At 60.3% G+C, this 26,921-nt stretch carries 26 protein-coding genes and 3 pseudogenes; 18 read left to right on the top strand and 11 right to left on the bottom strand.

Going from position 1 to position 26,921, the window contains the following annotated elements:
- Nucleotides 1-107 precede the first annotated feature (107 nt).
- The gene (locus ASE98_RS13090; protein ID WP_060541781.1) at nt 108-791 is read right to left on the bottom strand and encodes an SOS response-associated peptidase family protein; all 684 of its coding nucleotides are present in this window, start codon (nt 789-791) and stop codon (nt 108-110) included.
- A 212-nt stretch (nt 792-1,003) separates the two neighbouring features.
- Between ASE98_RS13090 and ASE98_RS13085 the strand changes: the two genes are divergently transcribed.
- Together ASE98_RS13085 and ASE98_RS13080 are read left to right on the top strand one after the other, a co-directional pair.
- A complete protein-coding gene (locus ASE98_RS13085) occupies nt 1,004-1,903 on the top strand; it encodes a polysaccharide deacetylase family protein (RefSeq protein ID WP_060541780.1) in 900 nt (299 codons plus the stop codon).
- Nucleotides 1,904-2,024: 121 nt separating this feature from the next.
- Nucleotides 2,025-2,264, top strand: a complete 240-nt coding sequence (locus tag ASE98_RS13080; RefSeq protein ID WP_060541779.1) for a DUF1652 domain-containing protein — start codon at nt 2,025-2,027, stop codon at nt 2,262-2,264.
- Nucleotides 2,265-2,292: 28 nt separating this feature from the next.
- Here ASE98_RS13080 and ASE98_RS13075 read toward each other — a convergent pair whose 3' ends face one another.
- Complete coding sequence (locus tag ASE98_RS13075; protein WP_060541778.1) at nt 2,293-3,177, bottom strand: LysR family transcriptional regulator; 885 nt, start codon at nt 3,175-3,177, stop codon at nt 2,293-2,295.
- A gap of 127 nt (nt 3,178-3,304) precedes the next feature.
- Between ASE98_RS13075 and ASE98_RS13070 the strand changes: the two genes are divergently transcribed.
- From ASE98_RS13070 to ASE98_RS13030, 8 genes are all read left to right on the top strand, one after another.
- Complete coding sequence (locus ASE98_RS13070; RefSeq protein WP_060541797.1) at nt 3,305-4,453, top strand: muconate cycloisomerase family protein; 1,149 nt, start codon at nt 3,305-3,307, stop codon at nt 4,451-4,453.
- 10 nt (nt 4,454-4,463) lie between these two features.
- The gene (gene catC, locus ASE98_RS13065; protein ID WP_060541777.1) at nt 4,464-4,754 is read left to right on the top strand and encodes a muconolactone Delta-isomerase; all 291 of its coding nucleotides are present in this window, start codon (nt 4,464-4,466) and stop codon (nt 4,752-4,754) included.
- A 52-nt stretch (nt 4,755-4,806) separates the two neighbouring features.
- Nucleotides 4,807-5,736: a catechol 1,2-dioxygenase gene (gene catA, locus ASE98_RS13060; protein ID WP_060541776.1), complete on the top strand. Its 930-nt coding sequence runs from the start codon at nt 4,807-4,809 to the stop codon at nt 5,734-5,736.
- A gap of 171 nt (nt 5,737-5,907) precedes the next feature.
- Nucleotides 5,908-6,867, top strand: coding sequence for an AraC family transcriptional regulator (locus tag ASE98_RS13055; protein WP_060541775.1), 960 nt, complete (start codon nt 5,908-5,910; stop codon nt 6,865-6,867).
- Nucleotides 6,868-7,157: 290 nt separating this feature from the next.
- On the top strand, nt 7,158-8,522 hold the full coding sequence (benA, locus tag ASE98_RS13045; RefSeq protein ID WP_060541773.1) for a benzoate 1,2-dioxygenase large subunit: 1,365 nt from the start codon (nt 7,158-7,160) through the stop codon (nt 8,520-8,522).
- The gene (gene benB, locus ASE98_RS13040; protein WP_060541772.1) at nt 8,519-9,007 is read left to right on the top strand and encodes a benzoate 1,2-dioxygenase small subunit; all 489 of its coding nucleotides are present in this window, start codon (nt 8,519-8,521) and stop codon (nt 9,005-9,007) included. The genes benA and benB overlap by 4 nt, the downstream gene beginning before the upstream one ends.
- Before the next feature lie 10 nt (nt 9,008-9,017).
- Complete coding sequence (benC, locus tag ASE98_RS13035; protein ID WP_060541771.1) at nt 9,018-10,031, top strand: benzoate 1,2-dioxygenase electron transfer component BenC; 1,014 nt, start codon at nt 9,018-9,020, stop codon at nt 10,029-10,031.
- Between the two features lie 961 nt (nt 10,032-10,992).
- Nucleotides 10,993-11,766, top strand: a complete 774-nt coding sequence (locus tag ASE98_RS13030; RefSeq protein WP_060541770.1) for a 1,6-dihydroxycyclohexa-2,4-diene-1-carboxylate dehydrogenase — start codon at nt 10,993-10,995, stop codon at nt 11,764-11,766.
- A gap of 13 nt (nt 11,767-11,779) precedes the next feature.
- Here ASE98_RS13030 and ASE98_RS13025 read toward each other — a convergent pair whose 3' ends face one another.
- Entirely contained in the window at nt 11,780-12,142 is a 363-nt protein-coding gene (locus ASE98_RS13025) for an NUDIX hydrolase (RefSeq protein ID WP_060541769.1), read from the bottom strand.
- A 209-nt stretch (nt 12,143-12,351) separates the two neighbouring features.
- Here ASE98_RS13025 and ASE98_RS13020 point away from each other — a divergent pair, with 209 nt between their 5' ends.
- Nucleotides 12,352-12,552, top strand: coding sequence for a hypothetical protein (locus ASE98_RS13020; RefSeq protein ID WP_060541768.1), 201 nt, complete (start codon nt 12,352-12,354; stop codon nt 12,550-12,552).
- A 168-nt stretch (nt 12,553-12,720) separates the two neighbouring features.
- Here the strand turns inward: ASE98_RS13020 and ASE98_RS13015 are convergent, their stop codons facing one another.
- Complete coding sequence (locus ASE98_RS13015; protein WP_060541767.1) at nt 12,721-12,960, bottom strand: hypothetical protein; 240 nt, start codon at nt 12,958-12,960, stop codon at nt 12,721-12,723.
- A 167-nt stretch (nt 12,961-13,127) separates the two neighbouring features.
- On the opposite strand from ASE98_RS13015, the gene ASE98_RS13010 reads away from it, so the two are divergent.
- On the top strand, nt 13,128-13,346 hold the full coding sequence (locus ASE98_RS13010; protein ID WP_060541796.1) for a hypothetical protein: 219 nt from the start codon (nt 13,128-13,130) through the stop codon (nt 13,344-13,346).
- An 82-nt stretch (nt 13,347-13,428) separates the two neighbouring features.
- On the top strand, nt 13,429-13,764 hold the full coding sequence (locus ASE98_RS13005; protein WP_060541795.1) for a hypothetical protein: 336 nt from the start codon (nt 13,429-13,431) through the stop codon (nt 13,762-13,764).
- 3 nt (nt 13,765-13,767) lie between these two features.
- On the opposite strand, the pseudogene ASE98_RS13000 reads toward ASE98_RS13005, so the two are convergent.
- Nucleotides 13,768-14,118: pseudogene (locus tag ASE98_RS13000) on the bottom strand (Rrf2 family transcriptional regulator); the annotation flags it as partial.
- Here ASE98_RS13000 and ASE98_RS12995 point away from each other — a divergent pair.
- The 4 genes and pseudogenes from ASE98_RS12995 to ASE98_RS12980 all read left to right on the top strand — a co-directional run.
- A pseudogene (locus tag ASE98_RS12995) lies at nt 14,108-14,410 on the top strand (NAD(P)/FAD-dependent oxidoreductase); the annotation flags it as partial. The pseudogenes ASE98_RS13000 and ASE98_RS12995 overlap by 11 nt on opposite strands.
- A gap of 157 nt (nt 14,411-14,567) precedes the next feature.
- Complete coding sequence (locus tag ASE98_RS12990; RefSeq protein WP_060541765.1) at nt 14,568-15,857, top strand: NAD(P)/FAD-dependent oxidoreductase; 1,290 nt, start codon at nt 14,568-14,570, stop codon at nt 15,855-15,857.
- A gap of 10 nt (nt 15,858-15,867) precedes the next feature.
- Nucleotides 15,868-16,422, top strand: a complete 555-nt coding sequence (locus ASE98_RS12985; RefSeq protein WP_060541764.1) for a helix-turn-helix domain-containing protein — start codon at nt 15,868-15,870, stop codon at nt 16,420-16,422.
- 21 nt (nt 16,423-16,443) lie between these two features.
- Nucleotides 16,444-17,790, top strand: coding sequence for a glutamine synthetase family protein (locus tag ASE98_RS12980; protein ID WP_060541763.1), 1,347 nt, complete (start codon nt 16,444-16,446; stop codon nt 17,788-17,790).
- A gap of 471 nt (nt 17,791-18,261) precedes the next feature.
- On the opposite strand, the gene ASE98_RS12975 is transcribed toward ASE98_RS12980, so the two are convergent.
- Complete coding sequence (locus ASE98_RS12975; protein ID WP_060541762.1) at nt 18,262-19,050, bottom strand: AraC family transcriptional regulator; 789 nt, start codon at nt 19,048-19,050, stop codon at nt 18,262-18,264.
- Between the two features lie 84 nt (nt 19,051-19,134).
- On the opposite strand from ASE98_RS12975, the gene ASE98_RS12970 reads away from it, so the two are divergent.
- Nucleotides 19,135-20,133 carry a bile acid:sodium symporter family protein gene (locus ASE98_RS12970; RefSeq protein ID WP_060541794.1) on the top strand — a complete coding sequence of 333 codons (999 nt, stop codon included), beginning with the start codon at nt 19,135-19,137 and terminating at the stop codon, nt 20,131-20,133.
- A gap of 159 nt (nt 20,134-20,292) precedes the next feature.
- On the opposite strand, the gene ASE98_RS12965 is transcribed toward ASE98_RS12970, so the two are convergent.
- The 5 genes and pseudogenes from ASE98_RS12965 to ASE98_RS12940 all read right to left on the bottom strand — a co-directional run bounded on the left by ASE98_RS12965 (nt 20,293) and on the right by ASE98_RS12940 (nt 26,561).
- Nucleotides 20,293-21,999: an amidase gene (locus ASE98_RS12965; RefSeq protein ID WP_060541761.1), complete on the bottom strand. Its 1,707-nt coding sequence runs from the start codon at nt 21,997-21,999 to the stop codon at nt 20,293-20,295.
- Nucleotides 22,000-22,285: 286 nt separating this feature from the next.
- A pseudogene (gene tssA / locus ASE98_RS12960) lies at nt 22,286-23,311 on the bottom strand (type VI secretion system protein TssA); the annotation flags it as partial.
- A gap of 495 nt (nt 23,312-23,806) precedes the next feature.
- Entirely contained in the window at nt 23,807-24,286 is a 480-nt protein-coding gene (locus tag ASE98_RS12950; RefSeq protein WP_060541758.1) for a hypothetical protein, read from the bottom strand.
- A gap of 245 nt (nt 24,287-24,531) precedes the next feature.
- Nucleotides 24,532-25,164, bottom strand: coding sequence for a response regulator (locus ASE98_RS12945; protein ID WP_060541757.1), 633 nt, complete (start codon nt 25,162-25,164; stop codon nt 24,532-24,534).
- Between the two features lie 29 nt (nt 25,165-25,193).
- A complete protein-coding gene (locus ASE98_RS12940; protein WP_060541756.1) occupies nt 25,194-26,561 on the bottom strand; it encodes a cache domain-containing protein in 1,368 nt (455 codons plus the stop codon).
- Between the last annotated feature and the right edge of the window lie 360 nt (nt 26,562-26,921).

Genomic DNA, 26,921 nt, shown 5'->3' with positions numbered 1-26,921 from the left:
CCGCAAAAATGAGTGTTAACCGGGCGAAACACTAGTTGTGACTGGTATGTACCAAACCTTTAATGCAAGTTGTTATTTATGACTGCTTTCGCGTTCTGGTTGATTGTTCAAGCGACTGTTCGCTCGATCAGCGCCGGGCCCTGGTTCCGGACGTTGCCAATCGCCTTGTCGACCTGATACCACTCGAACACCTCGCTCGCCTCGCCCTGGAACAGCAGCATTTGCTCGGCGCGCTCACTTGACGTCGCAGGATCGAGCCATTCGCGCGCCAGTTCAGCCGACAGCACCACTGGCCGCCGGTCATGCACATCAAGCAGGCCACCAGCGCTGTCAGCGGTGATGATGACGAAGCCATCGTGTTCCCGTGGCGGTAAACCATCGAGCGGGAACTGACCGATCGCGGCACAGAACACGGGGCCCTTGTCTCGCCGCCGGATCAGCCAGGGCTGCTTTGTGGCATCGCCGGCATCGACCCACTCAAACCAGTTATCGACCGGGCAGATCGCGCGGTGTGGCCAGATCGCCTTGAAGTAGGGCCCGTGGGCCACTTTCTCGACCCGGGCATTGATCGGCGCTGCACGATCTTTCGCCCAATGCGGTCGCCAGCCCCAGCGCACTGAGTCGGCGTGCAGGCGCTCGTTCTCCACGTGCAGCAGGGCAAGTTGCATGGTGGGCGCGGCGTTGTAGCGCGCCAACGGTTCATTACCGATGTGGTTGATCATTGCATCGGGGATGCTCAGCGCCGCGACGAAATCGTGGATGCCCCGATATTGCGAGAGTCGTCCGCACATTGCCTGACACCCTTGTTATGAAACACCGACCGGAGTTTTGAGCTTAGTTGCATCGGCTAAAATCGGCACCCCTCCCACTTACAGGGCAAGCACCGGAACAAAACCCCGTGTACCTTATCCAACCTGCGCCCGCAGGCAATGCGGGTCTACAACGGATGAACCGGCAAAGATTTTTTTTGCTGTCGAGCATCAGGTCTGGCCCAAGGCAAAACATGAATAAGTTGTACAAGTTTTTAATCGCGAGCGTGATGGCAGCCGGACTGCTGGGTTGTATCGCGGCCCCCATTGAAATGACGCCGCAGACCGAACAGCGATTGCGCGCACAACCACCAATCCGCTTTTTGCTGACCTTCGATGACGGTCCCAGCGCCTCGAGTTGGTGGAATCCGACCGAGACCGTGCTCGACAGCCTGGCGCGCAATCCGCTGCAACCGGACATCAAGGCCGTGTTCTTCGTGCAGACCCGCGCGTCCCGGGCCGGGGGCAGTGAAATCGGGCAGGGCATCATGCGTCGCGAACAGGTCGAAGGGCACATCCTGGGTTTCCACACTGCCACACCCGGTCATACCAATCATCGCTCCCTCGACCCGCAGGAGCTGGAGCAGGCCCTCACCGAAGGCTGCGCCGACATCGCGGCGATCAGCGGTACGCCTGCGGTGCTGCTGCGCCCGCCATTCTGGAACTACGACAAACGCACCTTCGCCGCCTATCAGCAGCATGGCCTGCACGTGTTGCTGACCGACTTGAGTGCCAATGACGGCAAGATCTGGGGCTTCAATGCCAGCCCCCGCAGGCGCTCGCACATGCTGCGCTCGATGTCTGAAGTACGCGAGCGCATTGCCCGAGGCGAACTGCCGGTGGTCGACGGGGTGATTCCGGTAGTGGTGACCTTTCACGACCTCAACCGCTATACCGCCCGGCATACCCGCGAGTACCTGCAGATACTCCTCGACAGTGCCCGGGCCAGCGGCGTGAAAACCGCAGACAAGCCTTTTTACGACGATCGGGACGCCTTGTTGCGGGCGGCATTGGCACGCACCGTGCGCGATGCTTCACAACCGGTGCAGTTGCCAGGGCTGTGGAACTGGATCTGGGGCCGCAACGCCCATTGAAAAACCTTGGAAATGCGAGGCAGCTAACACTAATTGCCAATGATCACTGGCGCAAAAATCCCAAAGTGTATCTATTCTGAAACGGATCAAGATTGACCTGTCACCGCTCGAGGCACCGGCCATGATCCCGATTTCAGTCCTTTGCAGTATCGTCGAGTCAGGTTTTCAGCCGCTGTCCTGTGAGCGCACGGAAAGCCACGGACTCCTGCGAATCGAGGTATTTGACGCTGTTACCGGGCGGGTCGAGTTGTTGCTCGACGGCGTTTCTATAGAGCAACTGACCAGTGTGCGCGCCATCTCCGACTTCGTGGGTGAGTTGCGCACCGAGATGAGCGCCGGGCGCCGGGCGTTTGCCGGATAGGGCAGCGCTTTACCTCGGGCAGGTGCCATCAGTCGCGGGGCAGCAGCTCATCGATCATCCGCAAGCAATGATTCAAACCTGGTGACACATCACCCACCCGTCGGCTGAGGATGATCGGCGAGGTCGCGTTGTCTTCCAGCAACGGCGTGAAACCAATGTCGTCGCGGTGCAGCAATTGCACTGAAGCCGGTACCAGGGTGACGCCAATGCCTGCTCCCACCAGCCCGATCGCCGTTTGCAACTCGTTGGTCCACTGCGCCACATGGATGCTCACTCCATAGGACTCGAACAGCGCGATCACGTGGTCGGCGTAGCTGGGTCGCGGGTTGCCGGGGTAGAGCACAAAGGGCTCTTTGGCCAGGTCGCGCAAGCTGATGGGTCCAGCGAGCAAGGGATGACCGGCAGGCAGGGCGGCCACCAGGCGGTCTTCGGTCAGGACGGTCTGGACGATCGCCGGATCGTCGATGCGGATTCGCCCGAAGCCGATATCGATGCGTCCAGCCTTGAGCGCCTGCACCTGCTGCAGCGTGGTCATTTCCGAGAGCCCCAGCTCCAGCTCCAAAGGCTCGCCACTGCGCAGGCGACGAATCAGTTCCGGCAGCACGCCATACAGTGTCGACGGCGCAAAACCGATGCCCAGCCAGGTTTTTTCTCCCTGGCCGATGCGCCGCGTGTTGTCGCAGACCTTGCTCAGTTGTTCGAGCAGGGCAGTGGAGTGTTCATGGAAAAACCGTCCGGCGTCGGTCAGCTTCAACGGCCGCCCCCGTTCAAGCAGCACGACCCCGAGTTCATCTTCAAGTTGCTGGATCTGCCGGCTCAGCGGCGGCTGGGCGATGTGCAGCAGTTCGGCGGCGCGGGTGAAGTTGAGGGTTTGGGCCAATACCTGAAAATACCGCAGGTGACGCAGTTCCATGGTGCCTCCGCTGCTCGATCAGTTGCATACCTTTAAGGTATTGAGTCAGACCAATTCTATATTGGCTTCGCGAAAAAAGCCGTACGAGAATCGATTCCAGAACTTCAAGAACCTGACGGGTATCGAAATGCTTGCAACTGCCATTGAATCGATCGAGACGATCATCGTCGATCTGCCGACCATCCGCCCGCACAAGTTGGCGATGCACACCATGCAGAACCAGACCCTGGTGATCATTCGCGTGAGTTGCGCCGACGGCATCGAAGGCATCGGTGAATCCACCACCATCGGTGGCCTGGCCTATGGCAACGAGAGCCCGGACAGCATCAAGACCAACATCGACACGCACTTCACGCCATTACTGCTCGGCCAGGACAGCGGCAACGTCAACGCCGCCATGTTGCGTCTGGAGCGCAGTATCCGTGGCAATACCTTCGCCAAATCCGGCATTGAAACCGCGTTGCTCGACGCCCAGGGCAAGCGCCTTGGCCTGCCGGTCAGCGAATTGCTGGGTGGCCGCGTGCGTGATGCGCTGCCCGTGGCCTGGACCCTGGCCAGCGGCGATACCGCAAAGGACATCGCCGAAGCGGAAAAAATGCTCGAGCTGCGCCGCCACCGTATCTTCAAACTGAAAATCGGTGCCGGTGAAGTCAACCGCGACCTGGCCCACGTCATTGCGATCAAGAAAGCCCTGGGCGATCGTGCCAGCGTGCGGGTCGACGTCAATCAGGCGTGGGACGAAGCGGTTGCACTGCGGGCCTGCCGGATCCTCGGCACCAACGGCATCGACCTGATCGAACAGCCGATCTCGCGCAACAACCGCAGCGGCATGGCGCGCCTGAATGCCATGAGCCCGGCACCGATCATGGCCGACGAGTCCATCGAGTGCGTGGAAGATGCGTTCAACCTGGCCCGTGAAGGTGCAGCGTCGGTGTTCGCCCTGAAGATCGCCAAGAACGGTGGCCCGCGCGCGGTACTGCGCACCGCCGCCATCGCCGAGGCGGCCGGTATCGGCCTGTACGGCGGCACCATGCTTGAAGGCGGGATCGGCACCATGGCCTCGGCCCATGCCTTTGTCACCCTGAACAAACTGGCCTGGGACACCGAACTGTTCGGCCCGCTGCTGCTGACCGAAGACATTCTCAGTGAACCGCTGGTGTATCGCGACTTTGAACTGCACGTGCCGACAACACCGGGTCTGGGTCTGAACCTGGATGAAGAGCGCCTGGCGTTTTTCCGCCGCGACAAAACATCCACTGCCATTCATCAAGCCTGAGGAGAGCATTATGCTGTTCCACGTAAAAATGACCGTGAACCTGCCGGTCGATATGAATCCTGAAGCGGCGGCCAAACTGAAGGCTGACGAAAAAGCCCTGGCCCAGCGCCTGCAAGAGCAGGGCAAGTGGCGCCACCTGTGGCGCATCGCCGGGCACTATGCCAACTACAGCGTGTTCGATGTCGACAGCGTTCAGGAGTTACACGACCTGCTGATGCAGTTACCACTGTTTCCGTACATGGCCATCGAGATCGACGCCCTGTGCCGGCATCCTTCTTCCATCCGTGACGATGACCGCTGAACCTGGCCTGTTCAGCTCGATACGCCAATAATTACAAGATGAGGAACCCCTGATGAACGTAAAGATTTCCCACACTGCCGAAGTCCAGAAATTTCTCGAAGAGGCCAGCGGCCTGCACAACGACGCCGGCAGCCCACGCACCAAGGCCTTGGTCTACCGCATCCTGCGTGATTCGGTGAATATCATCGAAGACCTGGCGGTGACCCCGGAAGAATTCTGGAAAGCCGTGAACTACCTCAACGTGCTGGGTGCACGTCAGGAGGCGGGCCTGGTGGTGGCCGGGCTGGGCCTGGAACATTACCTCGACCTGCTGATGGACGCTGAAGACGAGCAGGCCGGCAAATCCGGCGGCACCCCGCGTACTATCGAAGGCCCGCTGTACGTGGCCGGTGCACCGCTGTCCGTGGGCGAAGCACGTCTGGATGACGGCGTCGATCCGGGTGTGACGCTGTTCATGCAAGGCCGCGTGTTCAACACCGCTGGCGAACCGCTGGCTGGCGCCGTGGTAGACGTGTGGCACGCCAACACCGGTGGTACCTACTCGTACTTCGATCCCACCCAATCGGAATTCAACCTGCGTCGCCGTATCGTCACCGACGCCGAAGGCCGTTATCGTTTTCGCAGCATCGTGCCGTCGGGCTACGGCTGCCCACCGGACGGTCCGACCCAGCAACTGCTCGATCAACTGGGCCGTCACGGCCAGCGTCCGGCGCACGTGCACTTCTTCATTTCGGCAGAGGACCATCGCCATCTGACCACCCAGATCAACCTCGACGGCGATCAGTACCTGCACGACGACTTTGCCTACGCTACCCGTGACGAGCTAATCGCCAAAATCACCTTCAGCGATGATCAACAGCGTGCAGCAGCCCACGGCGTGAGCGGTCGGTTTGCCGAAATCGAGTTCGACTTCACCCTGCAGTCCACCGGCCAGCCTGAAGAACAGCAACGCCACGAACGGGTCCGCGCACTCGAGGACTGATCACCCTCGACTCCTTTAGGAGCGAGCCTGCTCGCGATGGACGTCAACGATGACGCCGGGAGCCTGATGCCCCGCGGCGTTCTCAAGTCCATCGCGAGCAGGCTCGCTCCTACAAGTGTTTCGGCTCTAGAATGGACCGACGCAACCTATAACAACAACGAGAGTGACCCGATGATGCAAGCGCAACTATTGAGTCAGCGCAGCAGAGTATTCGACCATGCCGACCCCTACGCGGTGTCCGGCTATGTCAATCAGCACGTCGGCAATCACTGCATTCTCATGCCCCGTACGGGACGGCCGCTGGCCAGTCTCGACCATCGCAAGTTCGCCAGCCTCGATCTGTGCCGCATCAGCTACGGCGCCAGTGTGCGGGTGACTTCGGGCGCGCTGGAGAACATCTATCACCTGCAGGTGCTGCTGCGTGGCAACTGCCTGTGGCGCGGGCACGGCCAGGAGCATTACTTCGCCCCCGGTGAGCTGCTGTTGATCAACCCCGACGATCCGGTGGACCTGACGTACTCCGACGATTGCGAAAAATTCATCCTCAAAGTCCCCACCCACTTGTTCGAAGCCGTCTGCGACGAGCAGCGCTGGCATTATCCGGGGCAGGGCGTGAGGTTCCTCGAGAACCGCTACCAGCTCAATGAACTGGAAGGCTTCGTCAACCTGCTGGCGATGATCTGCCAGGAAGCCGAGGCTGCCGAACAGATCCCCAGGGTGCAGGAGCACTACACGCAAATCATCGTCAGCAAGATGCTCAGTCTGATGAAAACCAATGTCAGCCGTTTCAGTCCCGGTTCACAGGCCTCGACTTTCGAAGCGATTGCCGACTACATCGCGTGTAATCTCAAGCAGGACATCGACAGCGAAGAACTGGCGCGCCAGGCCAGCATGAGCCTGCGCTCGTTGTATGGCCTGTTCGAGCGCAATGCCGGCCTGACGCCGAAAAACTACCTGCGCCACAAACGCCTGGAACGCATCCACGCCTGCCTCAGCGACCCGACCTGCAACGTGCGCAACGTCACTGAAGTGGCGATGGACTACGGCTTCCTGCACCTGGGCCGCTTCTCCGACAGCTACCGCAAACAGTTCGGCGAGTTGCCGTCCGATACCCTCAAGCGTCGGCACTGACAACCGTTGTCATGCTTTACTTTTGATGTTGTCTGAATCGACGCCTTCGCGAGCAAGCCCGCTCCCACATACTCGCGTTGGTGTATTAAAGATCCGTGGCCCACAGAAAAACCAATGTGGGAGCGGGCCTGCTCGCGAAGAGGCCGGCACATTCAACATTGATGTTGCCCTGACTCAACGCCAACCCCCCTGCACAAAACGGATAAAGGTCTGCACCCCGCGGATAGTCCCCCTCATTGCCCCGTCCTAGCATGACCCCTGCCTGAACAATAACAATGGAGGCGGCGGCCATGACCCTGCGACCCGAATATCTTCATTCCCTGCTTGAAGACGATCCCGAACAAGGCATCTATCGCTGCAAGCGCGAGATGTTCACCGACCCGCGCCTGTTCGATCTGGAGATGCAACACATCTTCGAAGGCAACTGGCTCTATCTGGCCCACGAAAGCCAGATCCCCAACATCAACGATTTCTACACCACCACCATGGGGCGCCAGTCGATCTTCATCGCGCGCAACAAGGACGGTGTGCTCAACGCTTTCATCAACGCCTGCAGCCATCGCGGCGCAACCCTGTGCCGGCACAAGTCCGGCAACAAGAGCTCGTACACCTGCCCGTTCCACGGCTGGACCTTCAACAACTCCGGCAAACTGCTCAAGGTCAAGGACCCGGCCCAGGCGGGTTACCCGGCGAGTTTCAACTGCGACGGCTCCCACGACCTGACTCGGGTCGCGCGTTTCGAGTCCTATCGCGGCTTCCTGTTTGGCAGCCTGAAGGCCGACGTCTTGCCGCTGGTCGAGCACTTGGGCGAGTCGGCGAAGATCATCGACATGATCGTCGACCAGTCCGCCGACGGTCTGGAAGTGCTGCGCGGATCCTCCAGCTACATCTACGAAGGCAACTGGAAACTCACTGCCGAAAACGGCGCCGACGGCTACCACGTCAGCTCTGTGCACTGGAACTATGCGGCCACGCAAAACCAGCGCAAGCAACGCGAGGCTGGTGACAGCAACCCGACCATGAGCGCCGGTAGCTGGGCCAAGCAGGGTGGTGGATTCTATTCCTTCGACAAGGGCCACATGCTGCTCTGGACCCGTTGGGCCAACCCCGAAGACCGCCCGCTGTACGAACGTCGCGACGAGCTGGCCCAGGACTTCGGCAAGGCCCGCGCCGACTGGATGATCGAGAACTCGCGCAACCTGTGCCTGTATCCCAACGTGTACCTGATGGACCAGTTCAGCTCGCAGATCCGTATCGCCCGGCCAATCTCGGTCAACCGCACCGAAATCACCATCTATTGCATCGCCCCGAAAGGTGAGAGCGACCATGCCCGTTCCAGCCGCATTCGCCAGTACGAGGATTTTTTCAACGTCAGCGGCATGGCCACGCCGGACGACCTGGAGGAGTTTCGCTCCTGCCAGACCAGCTACCAGGGCAGCGTCACCACCTGGAACGACATGTCCCGTGGTGCAGAACACTGGATCGAAGGTGCAGACGAAGCCGCCAAAGAGATCGACCTGCACCCGCTGCTCAGCGGTGTGCGTACCGAAGACGAAGGTCTGTTCGTGCTGCAACACAAGTATTGGCAGCAGACCATGCTCAAGGCCCTGGCCGCAGAGCAGTGCGCACTGATTGCCGTGGAGGCCGTGCAATGACCATCACCTACGACAGCGTGCGCGACTTCCTCTACCGCGAGGCGCGCTACCTCGACGATCGCCAGTGGGACCAATGGCTGGAACTGTACGCCCCGGACGCGACCTTCTGGATGCCATCCTGGGACGACAACGACGAGTTGACCGAGGACCCGCAGCGGGAGATCTCGCTGATCTGGTACGGCAACCGCACCGGCCTCGAAGACCGCGTATTCCGTATCAAGACCGAGCGCTCCAGCGCCAGCGTGCCGGACACCCGCACCTCCCACAACATCAGCAACATCGAGCTGCTCGAACAGGCTGACGGGCTGTGCAAGGTGCGCTTCAACTGGCACACCCTGAGCTTTCGCTACAAGACCGTCGACAGCTATTTCGGCAGCAGTTTCTACACCCTTGATGTGCGCGGTGAAAACCCGTTGATCAAGGCCAAGAAAGTGATCCTGAAGAACGACTACGTTCGCCAGGTCATTGATGTCTACCACCTGTGAGGCGCCCGTCATGACTCATTCCATCGCATTCAGTTTTGAAGACGGCGTCACGCGTTTCATCGATGCCCATGCCGGCGAAACCGTGGCCGATGCCGCCTATCGCCAGGGCATCAATATTCCCCTGGACTGCCGCGACGGCGCCTGCGGCACCTGCAAGTGTTTCGCCGAGGCCGGGCGCTACGATCTGGGCGAGGACTACATCGAAGACGCCCTCAGCCCTGAAGAAGCTGAACAGGGTTTCGTCCTGACCTGCCAGATGCGCGCGCGCAGTGATTGTGTGGTGCGAGTGCCGGCGTCCTCGGATGTCTGCCGCACCCGTCAGGCCAGCTACGACGCCACCATCAGTGCGGTGCGCCAGTTGTCCGACAGCACCATCGCGCTGTCGATCAAGGGCGATGCGTTGGGCAAGCTGGCGTTCCTGCCGGGGCAATACGTGAACCTGGGCATTCCCGGCAGCGAGCAGACCCGCGCCTACTCGTTCAGCTCGTTGCAGCGCGACGGCGAGGTCAGTTTCCTGATTCGCAACGTGCCCGGCGGGCTGATGAGCAGCTTCCTCACCGGCATGGCCAAGGTCGGCGACAGCATTAACCTTGCTGGCCCCCTGGGCAGTTTCTATCTGCGCGACATCCGCCGGCCGCTGTTGTTGCTGGCCGGTGGTACGGGGCTGGCGCCTTTCACGGCGATGCTGGAAAAGATCGCCGAACAGGGCAGTGAGCATCCGCTGCACCTGATCTATGGCGTGACCCACGACTTCGACCTGGTGCAACTCGACCGCCTCGAAGCCTTCGCCGCGCGCATCCCCAACTTCAGTTTCAGCGCCTGCGTGGCCAGCCCCGAGAGCCGGCATCCACTCAAGGGCTATGTAACCCAGCACATCGAGCCCGGGCATTTGCACGATGGCGACGTCGACGTCTACCTGTGTGGCCCGCCGCCGATGGTCGAGGCGGTCAGCCAGTTCATCCGTGAGCAAGGCATTGCGCCGGCGAACTTTTACTACGAGAAATTCGCCGCCAGCGCGGCTTGAAACGAGCCAGTGTGGGGCGGGGGTACTCGCGAAGATCCTGGAACATTCAGCGTTGATGTCGTTTGTAAGTGCGCTTTCGCGAGCAAGCCCGCTCCCACGGTTGATGGGCGGTGACCGCGTTTTCTGCGCACGCCGCAGCTCCAATGTGGGAGCGGGCTTGCCCGCGAAGAGGCCGGAACATTCAGCGTTGATGTCGTTTGTAAGTGCGCTTTCGCGAGCAAGCCCGCTCCCACAGTTGATGGGCGTTGATGGGCGGTGACCGCGTTTTCTGCGCACGACGCAGCTCCAGTGTGGGAGCGGGCTTGCCCGCGAAGAGGCCGGAACATTCAGCGTTGATGTCGTTTGTAAGTGCGCTTTCGCGAGCAAGCCCGCTCCCACAGTTGATGGGCGGTGACCGCGTTTTCTGCGCACGACGCAGCTCCAGTGTGGGAGCGGGCTTGCCCGCGAAGAGGCCGGAACATTCAGCGTTGATGTCGTTTGTAAGTGCGCTTTCGCGAGCAAGCCCGCTCCCACAGTTGATGGGCGGTGACCGCGTTTTCTGCGCACGCCGCAGCTCCAGTGTGGGAGCGGGCTTGCCCGCGAAGAGGCCGGAACATTCAGCGTTGATGTCGTTTGTAAGTGCGCTTTCGCGAGYAAGCCCGCTCCCACAGTTGATGGGTGGTGACCGCGGTTTCTGCGCACGACGCAGCTCCARTGTGGGAGCGGGCTTGCCCGCGAAGAGGCCGGAACATTCAGCGTTGATGTGGTTTGTAAGTGCGCTTTCGCGAGCAAACCCGCTCCCACAGTTGATGGGTGGTGACCGCGTTTTCTGCGCACGACGCAGCTCCAATGTGGGAGCGGGCTTGCCCGCGAAGAGGCCGGAACATTCCACAGAAATGTTGTGGATGGGGCCGCCATCGTCGGAACGCCGCCCGTAGCAAGCTTGCTCCCGCAGGATTCGTCATTAACCGATGAGGTACACATGAACAGATTTCACGAAAAAGTCGCGCTGATCACCGGCGCTGCCCAAGGCATCGGGCGGCGTGTGGCCGAACGTATGGCGGCCGAAGGGGCGAAGCTGATCCTGATCGATCGCTCCGAACTGGTGTTCGAAGTACAGCAGCAGCTGGCACCAATCTGCCAGGTGCTGGCCCTGACCGCTGACCTTGAGCAATACGAGGAATGCCGCCGGGTCATGCATACGGCTGTCGAGCGTTTTGGTCGTCTCGATGTGTTGATCAACAACGTCGGCGGCACGATCTGGGCCAAGCCCTTCGAGCACTATGAAGCAGCGCAGATCGAGGCCGAAGTCCGCCGCTCGTTATTCCCGACCTTGTGGTGCTGTCATGCCGCGCTACCGTTCATGCTGGAGCAGGGCAGTGGTGCAATCGTCAACGTTTCTTCCATCGCCACCCGCAGCGTCAACCGTGTGCCCTACGGTGCGGCGAAGGGCGGGGTGAATGCGCTCACTGCTTGCCTGGCCTTCGAGGCCGCTGGTCGCGGCGTGCGGGTCAATGCCACAGCACCGGGTGGTACCGAAGCGCCACCGCGGATTATCCCGCGCAACAGTGCCGGGCAAAGTGACCAGGAGAAAGTCTGGTATCAGCAAATCGTCGACCAGACCCTCGACAGCAGCCTGATGAAACGCTACGGCACGCTGGATGAACAGGCAGGCGCCATTTTGTTTCTGGCCAGCGACGAAGCGTCCTACATCACCGGCATGGTCATGCCCGTGGGCGGTGGCGATCAGGGCTGAGGCAAGAGGCTCACTACAAGCGACGCAAAAACGCCCTGACAATACTGAGCGTAGCGTCGGTGGTGTTCAGGTTGTGCACGGTTTCCAGGGGATGCCAGATGCAATCGATGATTTCGTTGTGCGGGCGGACCTGATGCAGGTTCAGCACCGACACTTCGTAGACATGATGGCAAGTAGTGCCTGATTCCAGCGCCATCAGGTACACCAGCTCATCGACCCGCAATCCGGTTTCTTCCTGCAGTTCGCGAATGGCGGCATCGGCGACGGTTTCGCCAGGCTCGACCTTACCCCCCGGCAGCGTCCAGCGGCTTCCGGCCTTGCGCACCAGGAGAACATGGCGGTCCTGCTCGCAAATGACCGTTGCTCGTATTTTCATGGATTACCGGTTGTCGTGGATTGGAGATCCAAACGCAAAATCGGGGCCAGTGACTGTTTCGGCTGGCAACGGAATATTTTGAGGGATGAATACGCCGCAAAGTGCCATTAATTTTGGAATTTATGTTGCGACGTCTGGTCGGTATTTTCGAGAACGGTAGGTGTAAGGTGGGTCTGTCAATCTGACATCCCTGCCGAAAGGAGGAGACGATGAGCGTACCGATGCTGAACAAAATGCATATGAACGGTTATGACGTACTGAGCGTGAACAATGGTCCGTGGCGGGTATGCACCCGGGGTGACCGGCTTGGTTCATTCGGCAGTAGAGAGGAGGCACTGGCATTTGCCGCGGCGCTTCCTGGCTACCGGGCCCGAACCGGCAAGCCTGCCGGTGACCACCAGCAAAGATGATTGAAACTTGCTGGCTGCAGGAGCGAGCTTGCTCGCGATGGTGTTAAACGATAACGCGTGCTTACTCGTTTAACGCGGTGTTCTCAAAACCATCGCGAGCATGCTCGCTCTTACAGTGTCACCGCGACCACCGGGTTGCGGGACAGGGTGTTCACGACAAACAGCCCGCTATGGGGTTTTATTGCGGCTGATCAATCTCGCTTTCACTTCTTCGGCATAGCCGGACAACTTTTCTTCATCGCCCTGAAATAACGAGCACAGCCGCTGCATGGCTTGTGCATCGGCTTCGTTCCCGCTCAGGCGCAATTGCTGTTCTATGCGTAAAAGTTCTACCGCCGACCAGCGCAAATCTGACGCCAGTCCTTGCAGGTCGCGTCGAAGTTCCTGTTCTGCTTCGTTAAGCCACATGATGATCTCCTGATTTCACGTTCCGAAATTTTAGACCGCTTTACGCCATGGGGCGTTGTGTTCAGCAGGTGGGTTTGCGCCACCTTTGGTCGGGAAAACCAAGGCGAAGGGCAAACTGCGTTGTCCTACTCATGTATCGGCTTATCAGCAGAGCGGGGCGACTTCCAATGAGCACTACCGATGATTTCAGGGCCCGGGCCCACGAGCTGATCGTTGATCTTGACGCTGCCACGACCCAAATGATGCAACTGGTCAGCGCCCACCAACTGAGCGGGCCGGAATGGGAGCGGGTCACTCAATGGCAGCATGAAGCGTATGAGCGGTGGATGGCCTACCTGAACGAACGGAACTATCCGGGGGGAAGCGGTCACAGTGTCGGCCTCTGATTTCGCTCTGGCCAATGGCCGCGCGGTAAACGACGGGCTACAATTTTTCCAGGACATTTTTTCAGAACTTAAGGGAAGCATCATGCGGGTGTTGATCGGGGGAGTTGTGCTGGCGTTGCTGGCAGGGTGTTCGTTGCCGGCGTCGGTGGTGCCGGGTGAGCCCAATTTGAATAAATTCAGTGAGAAGCCGCCAAAGGAATACGCAGCGTGCGTGTTGCCTGTCTGGCAGCATGAGGTATCGGGCTCGACCCAGTCGTCTATTTCCAACGGCTACAGGATCACTGCGCCAAGCGTGATCACGGCTGACGAAATTGTCGATATCGTGAAATCGAAAAATGGCAGCCGGGTGTCACTGTACCAAGGGCCGCCTTGGGCAAAATCAGGAGACCTGCGCAAAGCGGTACGCGACTGCCTCTGAGTATCACTCGCCAATATCGGTCAACGGGATCAGCGGGGCGCCTTGGCTGGCGCTATTCCTGTCTCGACGATCATTCATCCAGTTTTCCACTCGCTCGCCGAACTCCGGCGGGGCCTTGCGCCCGACCTTTCTGGCAATGTCGAGGATGGTTTGCTGGGCGAGAGCTTCTTCCATGCGCTTCTTCGCCACCATCATTGCGCCATTGATCGCACAAGGGCCGTCCAACGCCCATTCCGGTGGCGAACCGTCAAATAGCGCGCAACGGCCGCGAACCTCCCGGCATTCAAAAATGGACTTGCGGCCGTCGATGGCTTTGACGATATCCAGCAGGGTTATTTCGTTCGGCAACTTCGCCCTGATGACCTGCCAGCACGCCATTTCGCTGGGTCGGCATGCCGGTAACAACGTGGCCGCACACATCCTCGGCGTGGCCCCGACGCCGTACAGCCAGCCCAAGTACGTGACCTGTCTGGACCTGGGTGCCTGGGGCGCGGTGTACACCGAAGGCTGGGACCGTCAGGTCAAGCTCATCAAGGAGGAGGCCAAGGCGCTGAAAACCCAGATCAACACCCTATGGATCTACCCGCCTGCAGCCGACCGTGCCACTGCGCTGGCATCGGCCGATCCAATGATTCCTGTGGCCTGAGCCGCCAGTGGCAGTGATCCGCTAACGCGGTTCAAATAAAGAAATCCCGCCCAGGCCAACTTGGGCGGGATTTTTTTTGCGCCTGGAAACATTGCTTGTGTGAAATTTACCGTGTATTTTTTCATGAAATTATAAGTAGAAAAATTCACGACCCCTTATGTTTCAGCAATCCACCCAGCATGTCGCCAGCTATTACGCTCACACCTGTGCCGATCGCCTGGTGCATCGAGCAGCGCTGGAGGGCGAGCACGACACCGAAGTGCTGATCATCGGCGCCGGTTTCAGCGGCTTGCATACGGCCTTGCGCCTGGCGCTGGCCGGCAAGCGCGTGACTGTGCTGGAAGCCAGCCGGGTGGCGTGGGCCGCGTCGGGCCGCAATGGCGGACAAGCAATTCTCGGTTGGTCGTGCGACATGCCACCGCTGGAAGCCGCGCTGGGTCATGAGCGGGCGCGGCGCTTGTGGGACGGCATGCGTTGGGCGGCGCGGGAATTGCGGGACCTGCCCGGACGCGAAGATTTCGATTGCGACTATCGCCCCGGTCACCTCTGGACGTCGGTCATGCCGCGCCGGGTGGGCCTGCTGACGGACTGGCAACACGAGGCGAGCCACAAGTGGGGCCACGATGGCCTGCAATTCATTCCACGCCACCAATTGCCCCATTGGGTTGCCAGTGAGCGCTATCAGGCGGGCCTGTTCGACCCCGAAGGCGGGCACCTGAACCCGTTGAAACTGGCCCTCGGCCTGGCGAATGCGATTGAGCGCGCCGGTGGCCGTATCCACGAGCAAAGCAAGGCGCTGGACTACCGCGAAGAGGGCGGCCGGTTTGTCGTGTCGACGCCGCGCGGTCTGGTCCGCGCCGATGTCTTGGTGCTGGCCTGCAACGCCTACCTCGACCGGCTCGATCCGCAACTGGCCAGCTGTGTGCTGCCGGTCGGCACCTACCAGGTCGCCACCGCGCCGCTGACAAAAGACCAGGCCATGGCGCTGCTACCGAATAATGTGTGCGTCACGGACAACCAGTTTGTCCTCGATTATTTCCGTCGCACACCGGACAACCGCTTGCTCTTCGGCGGTGGTTGCACCTACCTGGGCGGGATGCCCAAAAACATCGCGGCGGCGACCCGGCCATTCCTGCAAAGGGTGTTCCCACAGCTCGCCGGCGTGAAACTGGAATTCGCCTGGGGCGGGCACATCGACCTGACCCTCAAGCGCACACCGGATATCGGTCGACGCGGCGAGCTTTACTGGATGCAGGGTTACTCCGGGCATGGCGTATTACCGACATTGGCCGCCGCGCGGGCGGTGTCCGACGCGATATTGGGCCAGCCGGATGAGCTTGGCCTGTATCAGGGATTGAGCAACGGCCGTTTTCCCGGCGGCAAATACCTGGCCGCTCCGCTGGAAGCCATCGGCAAGGCCTGGTACCGGCTGCGTGACAGCATTTGAGGGACAGTTGATGGACATGCAAGAAGAAATCTCCGCGCTGGCGATCCTGATCCAGGACCTGCGCAAGCACAAGAAGTACACCTTGAAGGAGCTGGCGGACAAAATCGGTCGCTCCGTCGGTTTTCTCTCCCAGGTCGAGCGCGGACTGTCGCGCCCCACGGTGGCGGACTTGACCGCCATCAGCGAAACCCTGGGTGTACCGACCACTTATTTCTACAGCCTGCCCAAACCCATGGCCCTGTCCTGGGTTACGCGCCCCGACGAGCGTCGCACGCTGTACTACGCCGACGGCATCACCGACATCATGGTTTCGCCGAAGATGCGCGCGTCTTTTTCCATGCTCGAAAGCCAGCTGGAGCCTGGAGCCAGCAGCGGTGACAGGCACATGAAGGACAGCTCCGAGCAGGGTGGCTATGTGCTGGAAGGGCAATTGACCCTGTGGCTCGACGGCAACGAACCGGTGACCTTGCACGCAGGCGACAGCTTCCAGCTGGCCAGTCATGCGCACTGTCGCTACGGCAATCTTTGCGACCAACTGACCCGCGTGCTTTGGGTTTACACCTGAAAACAACCAGGAATAAAAAAGATGGATGCTGTGTGCTCTGATCTGCTGGCCGAGGTTCGTAACTTCCGTCACCGCCACCCGGACGTGCGTTATGTCGATCTGATTGCCCTGGACATTCCGGGGCATTTCTACGGCAAGCGCTACCCGATCGAAATGCTCGAAAAAGTCGCTGCCGGCAGCGCCCTCAAGTTGCCGCAGAACTGCGTGTTGCTGGGCACCCAGGGCGGCCTGTTCAAGATCGGTGATTACTGTTTCAACGACGGCGATCCGGATGCACGTCGGCGCCTGGTGCCCGGCACGCTCAAGCTCGTGGGCTGGGAAAAACAACCCTTGGGGCAAATGCTGATCACCTCCGACGGCACCGAAAAACCGATTGAATTCGAACCCCGTGAAGTCCTCGCCCAGGTGCTGGCGCGTCTGCGTGGCAAAGGCATTTTCCCGGTGGTGGCGTTCGAACTGGAGTTTTATCTGTTCGATAGCCGGTTGAAGGATGGCTTGCCGCAGTTCCCCCGGGATGAGCTGACCGGGGATGCCGATGATCAGCCGAACATGCACATCGAACGCCTGACCCGATTTGCCCCGGTGCTCGATGAAATGGTCGAGACCGCGCGGGCCCAGGGCGTCGATGCCACGGTGATCACCGCCGAACTCGGTCCGGGCCAGTTCGAAATCAATTTCGGCCATCTCGATGACGGCCTGCGCGCCGCAGACTGGGCGGCCCTGTTTTGCCGCAGTACCCGCGGCGTTGCCCTCAAGCACCACTACCGCGCCAGTTTCATGGCCAAGCCGTACCTGCAACATCCCGGCAGCGGCATGCATGTGCATGTGAGCCTGTACGACGGGGCGGGCAACAACCTGCTGGCAGCAAATGACCAGCAAGCGTTGCGTCACGCCGTGGCCGGCTGCCTGGATGTGTTGCCGCATTGCATGCCGATTTTTGCGCCGAACCATAACGCACTGCGTCGCTTGAGCGGTACGGTGAACACCGCGTCCCGCGCCAGTTGGGGCTTTGAAGACCGCGATGCGTGCTTGCGGGTGCCGGAGTCGGACCTGAAAAACCTGCGCGTCGAGCATCGCCTGGCCGGTGCCGATGCCAACCCGTATTTAGTGCTGGCAGCCATTCTGGTGGGGCTGGAGCAAGGTCTGGAGAGCGGCCGTGAACCGATTGTCCCCCTCAATGAAGACCGGGGCAGTGGTATCGATTTCCCTCTGGAGATGTTGGAGGCCGTGCAGGCCATGCAAGGCCATGCGCAGCTGCGCGAAGGCTTGGGCGCGGAGTTCGTGGACGTCTATTGCGAAAACAAGCGCCAGGATCATCTGGCCTTCATGAACGACATCAGTGCGCGGGAGTATCGCTGGTTCATGTAGGGTCATTCTTGAAAAGTTGTGCATATTTAAGGTGTTGGAAGAATTAGTAACTAGATAGTGAATAAAAATATCTTGTTACAGTGTGAAATGTTCCGTAATATTCGCGCCGCGTTCACCACCACGGTTTATGCATTTTTAGATCCCGGGCGTCCATCAGCTGCCCGGGATTTTTTTTGCCTGGAATTTAGTCGGTCGGTCGGGACTGAAAAAAGCATTGCTCATTTTGTCCGGGTGCAAGGGTGTAGACAGATTTCGCGTTTGAGACTGATCAACTGTGGGAGCGGGCTTGCCCGCGATGGCGGTGTGTCAGTCAACATACATGCTGGCTGTAGCAGCCTCTTCGCGAGCAAGCCCGCTCCCACAGTTGAATGTCGTTGTGCACGAATGCTGTGGACGACGCCGCGCCTTGTGGGAGCGAGCTTGCCTGCGATGGCGTACTGACAGGCAACAAACAGGTAGGGTGCAGGGCGCTCAGCGAAAAAACTCACCCGGCGTTTCGCCGAATTGCTGGCGGAACGCCGCGATAAACGCCGAAGTTGAATCATAGCCACAGGCCAACGCCACATCCGTGACCCGTTGTCCTTGCTCCAGCGGGGTCAACGCGCCCAACAGGCGCAAGCGCTGGCGCCACGCTCGGAATGTCAGTCCGGTATCACGCAGGAACAGTCGGCTGAGAGTTTTTTCAGTCACGCCCAATTGCTCGCTCCAGTGGCCGAGCGTGGTCGACTGTTCCGGATGCAGGTCCAGGCTCTGATAGATCTGTTTCAATCGACTGTCCTGGGGCAGGGGCAGCATCAAATCGAATTGCGGCGCCTCGGCCAACTGATCCAGGATCACCTGCGCCAGGCGCCCGTGGGGGCCGCTTTGATCGTACTCCACCGGGATCTGGCTGAACGCCCGGATCAACTCGCGCAGCAGGTCGCTGACCCCCAGCACATGACAGCGCGGCGCCGCCCACGCCGTGACACTGCAATCGATGTACAGGCTGCGCATCTCCGTGCGCGGCGAGCTGAATACCCGGTGCGGCATGCCCGCCGGAATCCACACCGCCCGAGCCGGTGGTGCGACAAAGCGCCCGACACCGGTCTGGATTTCCAGCACACCCTGGATCGCATAGGACAACTGCACCCATGGATGGCTGTGACGCCGGGTCAGGGCGCGATTGGGCAGCGATTCAGTGCGACCGTACAAGGGGCGTGGCAGGCTTGCCAGCCCGGGAATACTGCGCCGGATACTCTTGTCATGTCCTTTAGGCGGCATCTGCTGGCTCTTCGGCGTTAGTCGGTAATTCCCTGTCACGTTAGAGTCGCTTTCACGTACTGGCAACCCCGGATGATCAAACCCATGACCCGCCCTCGCTTGTTACCTGACAACTTCACCCTGACCCTGCTCGGCGTGGTGCTGCTCGCCAGCCTGCTGCCCGCCAGCGGCCAGGTCGCGGTCGGCTTTGGCTGGCTGACCAACAGCGCCATCGCCCTGCTGTTTTTCCTGCACGGCGCCAAACTTTCCCGCGAGTCGATCATCGCCGGTGCCGGGCACTGGCGCCTGCATTTGCTGGTGTTCAGCCTGACCTTTGTGCTGTTCCCGCTGCTTGGCCTGGCGCTCAAGCCGTTGCTGTCGCCACTGATCGGCGACGATTTGTACATGGGCATGCTGTACCTCTGCGCGCTGCCGGCCACGGTGCAGTCGGCGATTGCCTTTACCTCGTTGGCGCGTGGCAACATCCCCGCGGCGATTTGCAGCGCGGCGGCGTCCAGTTTGTTCGGGATCTTTCTCACGCCGTTACTGGTGACCTTGCTGCTGGATGTGCATGGCGATGGCGGCTCGACCCTGGATGCGATCCTCAAGATCAGCGTGCAATTGCTGCTGCCATTCATTGCCGGGCAGATCGCGCGGCGTTGGATCGGCAACTGGGTAGCGCGCAACAAGAACTGGCTGAAGTTCGTCGATCAGGGTTCGATTCTGCTGGTGGTTTACGGCGCCTTCAGCGAGGCGGTGATCGAGGGACTTTGGCAGCAGATTCCGCTGCTGGACCTGGTGGGGCTGGTGGTGGTTTGTTGCGTGGTCCTGGGGCTGGTGCTGCTGGCGTCCGCCGGATTGGGCAAAGCCTTCGGCTTCAATCAGGAAGACCGCATCACCATTCTCTTCTGCGGTTCGAAGAAGAGCCTGGCGACCGGTGTGCCCATGGCGCAGGTATTGTTTGCCGGCAGCACCATTGGTGTGCTGATCCTGCCGCTGATGCTGTTCCACCAGATCCAACTGATGGTCTGCGCGGTGCTGGCGCAACGCTACGCAAAACGGCCGGAATGGATCCCGGAACTGATGGCCCAGGTCGATCCCTGAAACTCCGCTCCCACATGGATTTGCTGCGGACACAACATCTGCGCAAGGCCACAAATCCTTGTAGGAGCGAGCCTGCTCGCGATGGACGTGAACGATAACGCGGGCATCCTGTATGCCCGCGGCGTCTTCGGGTTTTCGCGAACAGGCTCGCTTGTGTGTTTAGACTTGAAGGGGCGGGGTACGCGGCGGGATCAGCCGTTTGCTCCCGGTCGACTCGAACGCCGAAGCCAGGTGCAGCAACGACGAATCGTCATAAGCGCGACCCGCAAAGGTCAGCCCCACAGGCATGCCGATATCCGGCATGACGCCCATTGGCACGGTCACCGTGGGAACACCCAGATGACGGATGGCCAGGTTGCCGTTGGCGACCCACACACCGTTACTCCAGGCGATGTCCGCGGATTTGGGATCGACATCGGCATTCGCCGGTCCAACATCGGCTACGGTCGGGAAGATCACCGCATCGAGCCCCAGCCGGTCCATCCATTCTTCCAGATCGATGCGACGGGTCTGTTCGAGCCCGCGCAGTCCGTCCGGCACCGTGCTGATCTGGTCCCAGGGCGTAATGCCGCGCTCGGCCATGCGCACGTATTCGTCCATGCCGGCGGCCAGGTCGCCTTCACGGTTGGGCAGGGTGCCCGGGTCGTGAGGGAAAATCTGCGGACCGTCGACGTCGACCAGACGGTTGAGTTTTGGATCGCCGTTGGCCTGCAGGAAATCATCGAACGCCCAGGCCGTCAGGTCCCATAGCTCATGGTGCAGGAACTCCTTGGACACCAGGCCGCGATTGAACACGGTCGGTGCGCCAGGGCGGTCACCCTCGCAATTGGACACCAGCGGGAAGTCGACTTCCAGCACCTCGGCGCCCGCGGCTTCGAGTGCCTTGCGCGCCTGCTCCCAGAGCCCGATCACCGAAGGCCGGGTATGGATGCGCTGGCCGGTGGGGCCGCCGATGCCCGGTGCTTCGCAGGTGCCGGCCTCAGGGTCGGCATTGATGTACATGCGCGGGACACCGAAGCGCTTGCCGGCCAGTGCCTCGCTGTTCGCTGCCAGCGCGGTGTAAGAAGCGGGGCGTACCGAGGAAGAACTCGGGATCGGCACCCAGGGTTGCAGGCGCCACAGATCGCCGCGGGTGTCCGGATCGTCCGCCACCACCACGTCGAGCACTTCGAGCAGGTCCGCCATGGTCCGGGCAAAGGGCACGACCACGTCCATGGTCGGCGTCAACGGCCAGTTGCCGCGCACCGAGATCACCCCGCGCGAAGGGGTATAAGCGCACAGGCCATTGTTGGAGGCAGGGCCACGACCACTGGACCAGGTTTCTTCGGCCAGGCCGAAGGCGGCGAAGCTGGCAGCGGTGGCCGTTCCCGCACCGTTCGACGAACCCGAGGCGAAAGGCGCGGTGAGATAATCAGCGTTGTACGGGCTCTCGGCGCGGCCGTAGACACCGCGCTGCATACCGCCATTGGCCATCGGTGGCATATTGGTCTTGCCCAGGCAGATCGCCCCGGCACCGCGCAGGCGCTCGATGGTGAAGGCGTCGCGATAGGCGATCAGGTCCTTGAAAGCCGGGCTGCCCGAAGCGGCGGTCAGGCCCTTGACCAGGTAGCTGTCCTTGGCCGTGTACGGAATGCCATCGAGGGGCCCGAGCGTCTCGCCCTTGGCCCGACGGGCGTCAGAGGCCTGCGCTTCCTTCAGCGCCTCGGGATTGCGCACTACCACGGCGTTGAGAGCGGTGGACGTATCGGCGCCGTCATAGGCATCGATCCGGGCCAGATAGGCCTGGACCAGTTCAACCGAGGTGGTCTGCCCGGACTCGAGAGCGGCACGCAGTTGGGCAATGGAAACTTCGGTAACTTCGATCATGCTGTCACCGCCGGGTGCAGGTGGAGGGGTGCTGGCGCTTCACGTTTCTCGAAAAGGACTTTCATATCGTTATTCTCGTTGCACTGTGTGACATGACAGTGTCGGGTGTTAAAAATACTGAGCACTATTTAGCATTAAACCGGAATTTGAGGAAGCTGTTGTAAAAGTTATCTTACACGCAGCAGAAAAAAGGCCACCACAACCCGACGTTGTGATGGCCTCGGATGACACATTAGCAGGTGCCCACCGTCGCGGGCCATGGCGATCAATGCGCGCCGGCGGCCGCTCAGGACTTCGCGTCCCTGGTCCCCAGTACGTCGCGGATATTGTCTACTACATTGCTGTCTTTGATCACATCGTTCAGCCAACCCTCGAGCGGCATGTTGCCCCACTTGATGGCGCGTTCGATCAGGTAGGGCACGGGGCTTTGGGGCTCGGTCTGTTTGAAGAATTGCGCAATACCCGCCAGCAGGGTGAACGCTTCATCGCGCGACTGCGGCGTGGTGCGCAGCGGCGCGGCTGAACGGTCTTGGGGGATCTGGTTCATTGCAGCACCTGTGGGTTGTGCGCCAGCGCTTTCAGGTTCAGCCAGGGAGGCAGCGGCAGGGGCGGGGTGCAGTTCGATACCCCGATCCTTGAGCAGTTTTTCGGCCAGTTGTCCTGCGCGGGACAACATGTCATTGAGTCCGGCAAAGCTAGGTGCGTCAGGGCCGAACAGCCTGTCAGCGGTGTTCTGCAACTGCTGGCACGCATTGAGGCTGGCGGCTATTTCGCCGGCCTTGAGGCGCAGGTGATCGGAGTCGGTCAGCACCACCGAACGCTGAAACACCTCGGCATTGATCTTGCCTTCGTCGAGGGCGGCACGCATGGCCTGGGGGTTTTGCAACGCCAGGTTTTCGACGTGCCGGGATTCGTCATAACGCAGCAGGCCGTACTGCTGGCCTTGGGTGATGGGCAATCCACCCACCACCTCCGCCAGGGTCGTTTTCATCCACGCCAGGCGGGCAGCGCGTTCATCGACCCCATCCTCGAGGGAAGGGAAAAGGCCGGCCCAGAAATTGTCCAGTATGCGTTCGGCCAGGGTCAGGCCAAAGGTGATACCGGTGAAATGGTACTTGTGCGCCAGGGCTTCGCTGAGCCAGGCGACGAGCATCAGGTCCTTGCTCTGTCGAGCCAGGCCCTGGGCAGCCAGGGTGAGGGTCAGATCCCAGTCGGATGACTTCAGATCGGTTTGCCAGTCACCCTGGGTCAGGTAATCGGGGTCTGCTCGCCGTGCTTCTTTCACCTGATCGAACAAGGTGGAAAAGCTCAAGCTTCGCCGCGGGCTTGGTGATCGATGGTTGACAATAGTTAGATCATATTATTCCGGTCATTGGCCTGTTGGTTTCTTTAAAAATAAAATAGTCGTTATTTGATTTTGGTAGATGGCCTGGCGCAAACGAGTCGGGGGCGACTTCTTGAGTATCACTACCCAGCCAATCATTTTCACAGGTGAGTGCCTGGACGTTGAGGGTAGTAAAATTCCGCTATCGACACTCTCCACAGTTGATCTAAATAAGTGGAGTGAAATGGTCACTATTAAGGATGCGACCGGGAGACAGATTCTATTTACGGTGTGCACCGGTATTTTGAGTCATGACCTGTTTCTTACGACGCTGGATGTACTGCTGGATACTGAGCGTGCCAGCAGCGCTGAGACTGCCCCGAGCCTGGCCTGAGGATTTCCGGGTTCCGTCAGGTTGACCATTACAAAAAAAACCGGCTGATCAGGCCGGTTTTTTTGTGGGGCGGTAGTAGAGCAACTTAATCAGGCACTGCGGTTCTGGATCAGACGATCCGAACCACCTTCAGCGACGCGGTTCTGCAGGAGCTTGTCGGAACCACCTTCAGCGACGCGGTTCTGCAGGAGCTTGTCGGAACCACCTTCAGCGACGCGGTTYTGCAGSAGCTTGTCGGAGCCACCCTCAGCCACGCGGTTCTGCAGGAGCTTGTCGGAACCACCTTCAGCGACGCGGTTTTGCAGGAGCTTGTCGGAACCACCTTCAGCGACGCGGTTCTGCAGCAGTTTGTCAGAGCCACCTTCAGCGACACGTTTTTCCAGCAGGCGATCCGAACCACCTTCAGCCACACGATTCTCGATCAGGCGATCGGAACCACCCTCGGCCACACGGCTTTCAATCAGACGATCCGAGCCGCCTTCAGCGACCACAGGTTGAGCAGAGGTAGCGGCAAAAGCGTTAACTGCGAAAACCGAGAAAGCGATGCTGAGGAGGGTCTGGCGTTTCATGATCGTGTGCTCCGGGGTGTTTATGGGTTGGTATGGAGCAGATGTTACGCCGGGGATTTTTTAAGAGAACTTCATTGAGATGATGGTGACTATCGATGCGGTCAATGGGTGATTGGTCACCCCCTTGTGGGAGTGGGCTTGCTCGCGAAGGCGTCGGCTTAGCCAGCAATGTTGTCGACTGACACATCACCTTCGCGAGCAAGCCCGCTCCCACAGGTTTTGTAGTGGATACAGGATTCGGGGTGTTATCGGGAGATGAGGCCATGATCGATGGCGTATTTGACCAGCGCCGCAGGCTTGTCGATGTTGAGCTTGCGCCGGATGCTCAAGCGGTGTGTCTCTACCGTGCGGACGCTGATGTCCAGTTCCCGGGCCATTTCCTTGTTGTTCAGCCCTTGGGCCATCTTCGACAGCACCTGGCTTTCCCTCGGGGTCAGTTCGTTGTCGGTATGCCTGTCGGCGATCAGCCGTTGGGCGATTTCGGCGCTGTAGAAGGTCCCGCCGCTGGTGATGGCTTCGATGGCGGCGATGATTTCCCGTGAGGGGGCGTTCTTCAACACGTAGCCGCTGGCACCCGAGCGCAGCGACTCACTGACGTACTCGTAATTGTCGTACATGCTCAGCACCAGCACCTTGAGGGCGGGGTATTGGCTGCGCAGCACCCGGGTCAGCTCCAGGCCGTTCATGTCTGGCAGGCTGATGTCGACCAGCAGCAGGTCCGGCTGGCAGCGTCCGACCATCTCGATTGCCTCGGCGCCGTTTTCGGCTTCGCCCACCACTTGCAGAAAGTCCATGACGGCCAGCAGCGCCTTGATCCCGTCGCGGACCAGGGAGTGATCGTCGACCAGGGCGACGCGGATCGGGGAGGGCAGGTTCATGCAGGTATTCACTCTTGTTGTGGGCCGGCTCAGCGTTTCGTGGCGGGCGGTGTCATCGGCAACAGCACGTCCAGCTCACTTCTTCCGGGCATCGAGATCAGCTCGAAGCGCCCGCCAAAATGCGCGACTCGCTCGCGGATGTTGCGCAGGCCGATACCGGCGTGCAAACGCTCGACTTGGGCGACGTTGAAACCGATGCCGTCGTCGACCACGGTTAGCCGTACGTTTTTATCGCAGCCGCGCAGGGTAATGGAAACGTTCTTTGCCCGGGCATGGCGTTCGATGTTGGTCAGGCCTTCCTGGACGATGCGGAACAGCGAAACCGCCGCGCCGTCGACCAGTTGGCAGTCGAATTCATTTTCGTCATAGGTCACGGTCAGCCCGCTGCGCTGCTCGAATTCCGCGGCCAGTTGGCCGATGGCCGCGGACAGGCCGAGGGTGTCGAGCAGGGAGGAGCGCAGGTCGTGGGAGAGACTGCGGACTTCGCCGATGGCATCGCCCAGACGCTCGGTGGCGTCTTTGAGTGTGCTCAAGCCCTTGTCGTGGGGTTGGCCGCGTTCCAGCAGATGGCTGGCCAGTTCGAACTGGAATTTGATCGACACCAGCACCTGACTGATGCCGTCGTGCAGTTCACGGGAGACGCGCGAGCGTTCTTCTTCCTGCAGGCTGACGATGCGCTGGGTCAGGCGCTGCAGTTTTTTGTCGGCCAGGCGATGTTCGCTGACGTTGAGGGTCATGCCGCTGGCGAAGACGAACAGCACCGCCACCAGGGCGACCACGGCAATCGCCATCATGGTCTTGCGGATGCCCATGGCCACTTCGGCGCGGGCCTGCTGGGTGGCGCGCTCGACGTCTTCGAGGTAGATGCCGGTGCCGAGCATCCAGCCCCAGCGATCGAGCATCACCACGTAGGCGAGCTTGTCGGTCACCTGGCCGGAGGAGGGCTTGTTCCAGGCGTAGCGCTGGAAGCCTTCGCCCGATTTCGCGCTTTGCAGCAGCGCCTGAATCACCGGCAGGCCGTGGGGGTCTTTCATGTCCCACAGGTATTGGCCCACCAGCTCCGATTGCCGCGCGTGCATCAGGCTGCGGCCTTCGTGGTCATAGACGAAGAAGTAGCCGTTGATGCCGAAGCTGAGCTTGCGCAGTTCTTCCAGCACTTGTTGCTGGGCGCGGGCGTCACCGTGGCCGTCGTCGTACAGGGGGGCGATCAGGCTTTGCGCCATTTCCACGTAGTTTTTTAGTTCGGCGCGCTTGCTCGCCAGAATGCTGTCTTCGATCAGTTGCGCCTGTTGATCACCCAGTTGGCGGTTGAGGGAAATCACCAGGGCGCAGATGACGGCAATGGCCAGCACCAGCGGCAGAATGCCGAGGGCGACGATTTTGTGTTTGAGCTGCATGTTCATTCCTGCCCGCGCGAAGGCTCGGGATCATATGCCAAAGAGGCGTTCGGCCAGTAGCGTTGCTGGACGGAATGACCGGCGGCCTGAATATTGGTCTGTTGAAATGCAAAACCAATGTGGGAGCGGGCTTGCTCGCGAAAGCGGTGTGTCAGTTGACATCAATAGTGACTGATCCACCGCTTTCGCGAGCAAGCCCGCTCCCACAATTTGATCGGGGATGGGCCCACAGGGGATGGCGTCTACGTAGTACTACGTAGACGCCACGTACGTAGTAACGCGGATTTATTTGTTGACGGCATGCGCGGATATTGGGCCAGCTCCGCTCCGCGGACACAATTATAAAAATTACCGCCACAG

It is taken from the genome of Pseudomonas sp. Leaf48, assembly GCF_001421885.1.
Taxonomy (GTDB): domain Bacteria; phylum Pseudomonadota; class Gammaproteobacteria; order Pseudomonadales; family Pseudomonadaceae; genus Aquipseudomonas.
The sequence above is the reverse complement of the archived record's forward strand: the minus strand, read 5'-3'. Positions and strand labels throughout refer to the sequence as shown.

Coding starts and splice junctions, on each gene's coding strand:
- ASE98_RS13005 (WP_060541795.1), top strand. CDS start 13,429: ATGCGGGTGTTGATCGGGGGAGTTGTGCTGGCGTTGCTGGCAGGGTGT.
- ASE98_RS13080 (WP_060541779.1), top strand. CDS start 2,025: ATGATCCCGATTTCAGTCCTTTGCAGTATCGTCGAGTCAGGTTTTCAG.
- ASE98_RS12980 (WP_060541763.1), top strand. CDS start 16,444: ATGGATGCTGTGTGCTCTGATCTGCTGGCCGAGGTTCGTAACTTCCGT.
- ASE98_RS13070 (WP_060541797.1), top strand. CDS start 3,305: ATGCTTGCAACTGCCATTGAATCGATCGAGACGATCATCGTCGATCTG.
- ASE98_RS13055 (WP_060541775.1), top strand. CDS start 5,908: ATGATGCAAGCGCAACTATTGAGTCAGCGCAGCAGAGTATTCGACCAT.
- ASE98_RS13025 (WP_060541769.1), bottom strand. CDS start 12,142: ATGAAAATACGAGCAACGGTCATTTGCGAGCAGGACCGCCATGTTCTC.
- benB (WP_060541772.1), top strand. CDS start 8,519: ATGACCATCACCTACGACAGCGTGCGCGACTTCCTCTACCGCGAGGCG.
- ASE98_RS12975 (WP_060541762.1), bottom strand. CDS start 19,050: ATGCCGCCTAAAGGACATGACAAGAGTATCCGGCGCAGTATTCCCGGG.
- catA (WP_060541776.1), top strand. CDS start 4,807: ATGAACGTAAAGATTTCCCACACTGCCGAAGTCCAGAAATTTCTCGAA.
- ASE98_RS13010 (WP_060541796.1), top strand. CDS start 13,128: ATGAGCACTACCGATGATTTCAGGGCCCGGGCCCACGAGCTGATCGTT.
- ASE98_RS12945 (WP_060541757.1), bottom strand. CDS start 25,164: ATGAACCTGCCCTCCCCGATCCGCGTCGCCCTGGTCGACGATCACTCC.
- ASE98_RS13085 (WP_060541780.1), top strand. CDS start 1,004: ATGAATAAGTTGTACAAGTTTTTAATCGCGAGCGTGATGGCAGCCGGA.
- ASE98_RS12985 (WP_060541764.1), top strand. CDS start 15,868: ATGGACATGCAAGAAGAAATCTCCGCGCTGGCGATCCTGATCCAGGAC.
- catC (WP_060541777.1), top strand. CDS start 4,464: ATGCTGTTCCACGTAAAAATGACCGTGAACCTGCCGGTCGATATGAAT.
- ASE98_RS12965 (WP_060541761.1), bottom strand. CDS start 21,999: ATGATCGAAGTTACCGAAGTTTCCATTGCCCAACTGCGTGCCGCTCTC.
- ASE98_RS13020 (WP_060541768.1), top strand. CDS start 12,352: ATGAGCGTACCGATGCTGAACAAAATGCATATGAACGGTTATGACGTA.
- benC (WP_060541771.1), top strand. CDS start 9,018: ATGACTCATTCCATCGCATTCAGTTTTGAAGACGGCGTCACGCGTTTC.
- ASE98_RS13090 (WP_060541781.1), bottom strand. CDS start 791: ATGTGCGGACGACTCTCGCAATATCGGGGCATCCACGATTTCGTCGCG.
- ASE98_RS13030 (WP_060541770.1), top strand. CDS start 10,993: ATGAACAGATTTCACGAAAAAGTCGCGCTGATCACCGGCGCTGCCCAA.
- ASE98_RS12970 (WP_060541794.1), top strand. CDS start 19,135: ATGACCCGCCCTCGCTTGTTACCTGACAACTTCACCCTGACCCTGCTC.
- ASE98_RS12990 (WP_060541765.1), top strand. CDS start 14,568: ATGTTTCAGCAATCCACCCAGCATGTCGCCAGCTATTACGCTCACACC.
- benA (WP_060541773.1), top strand. CDS start 7,158: ATGACCCTGCGACCCGAATATCTTCATTCCCTGCTTGAAGACGATCCC.
- ASE98_RS13015 (WP_060541767.1), bottom strand. CDS start 12,960: ATGTGGCTTAACGAAGCAGAACAGGAACTTCGACGCGACCTGCAAGGA.
- ASE98_RS12940 (WP_060541756.1), bottom strand. CDS start 26,561: ATGCAGCTCAAACACAAAATCGTCGCCCTCGGCATTCTGCCGCTGGTG.
- ASE98_RS13075 (WP_060541778.1), bottom strand. CDS start 3,177: ATGGAACTGCGTCACCTGCGGTATTTTCAGGTATTGGCCCAAACCCTC.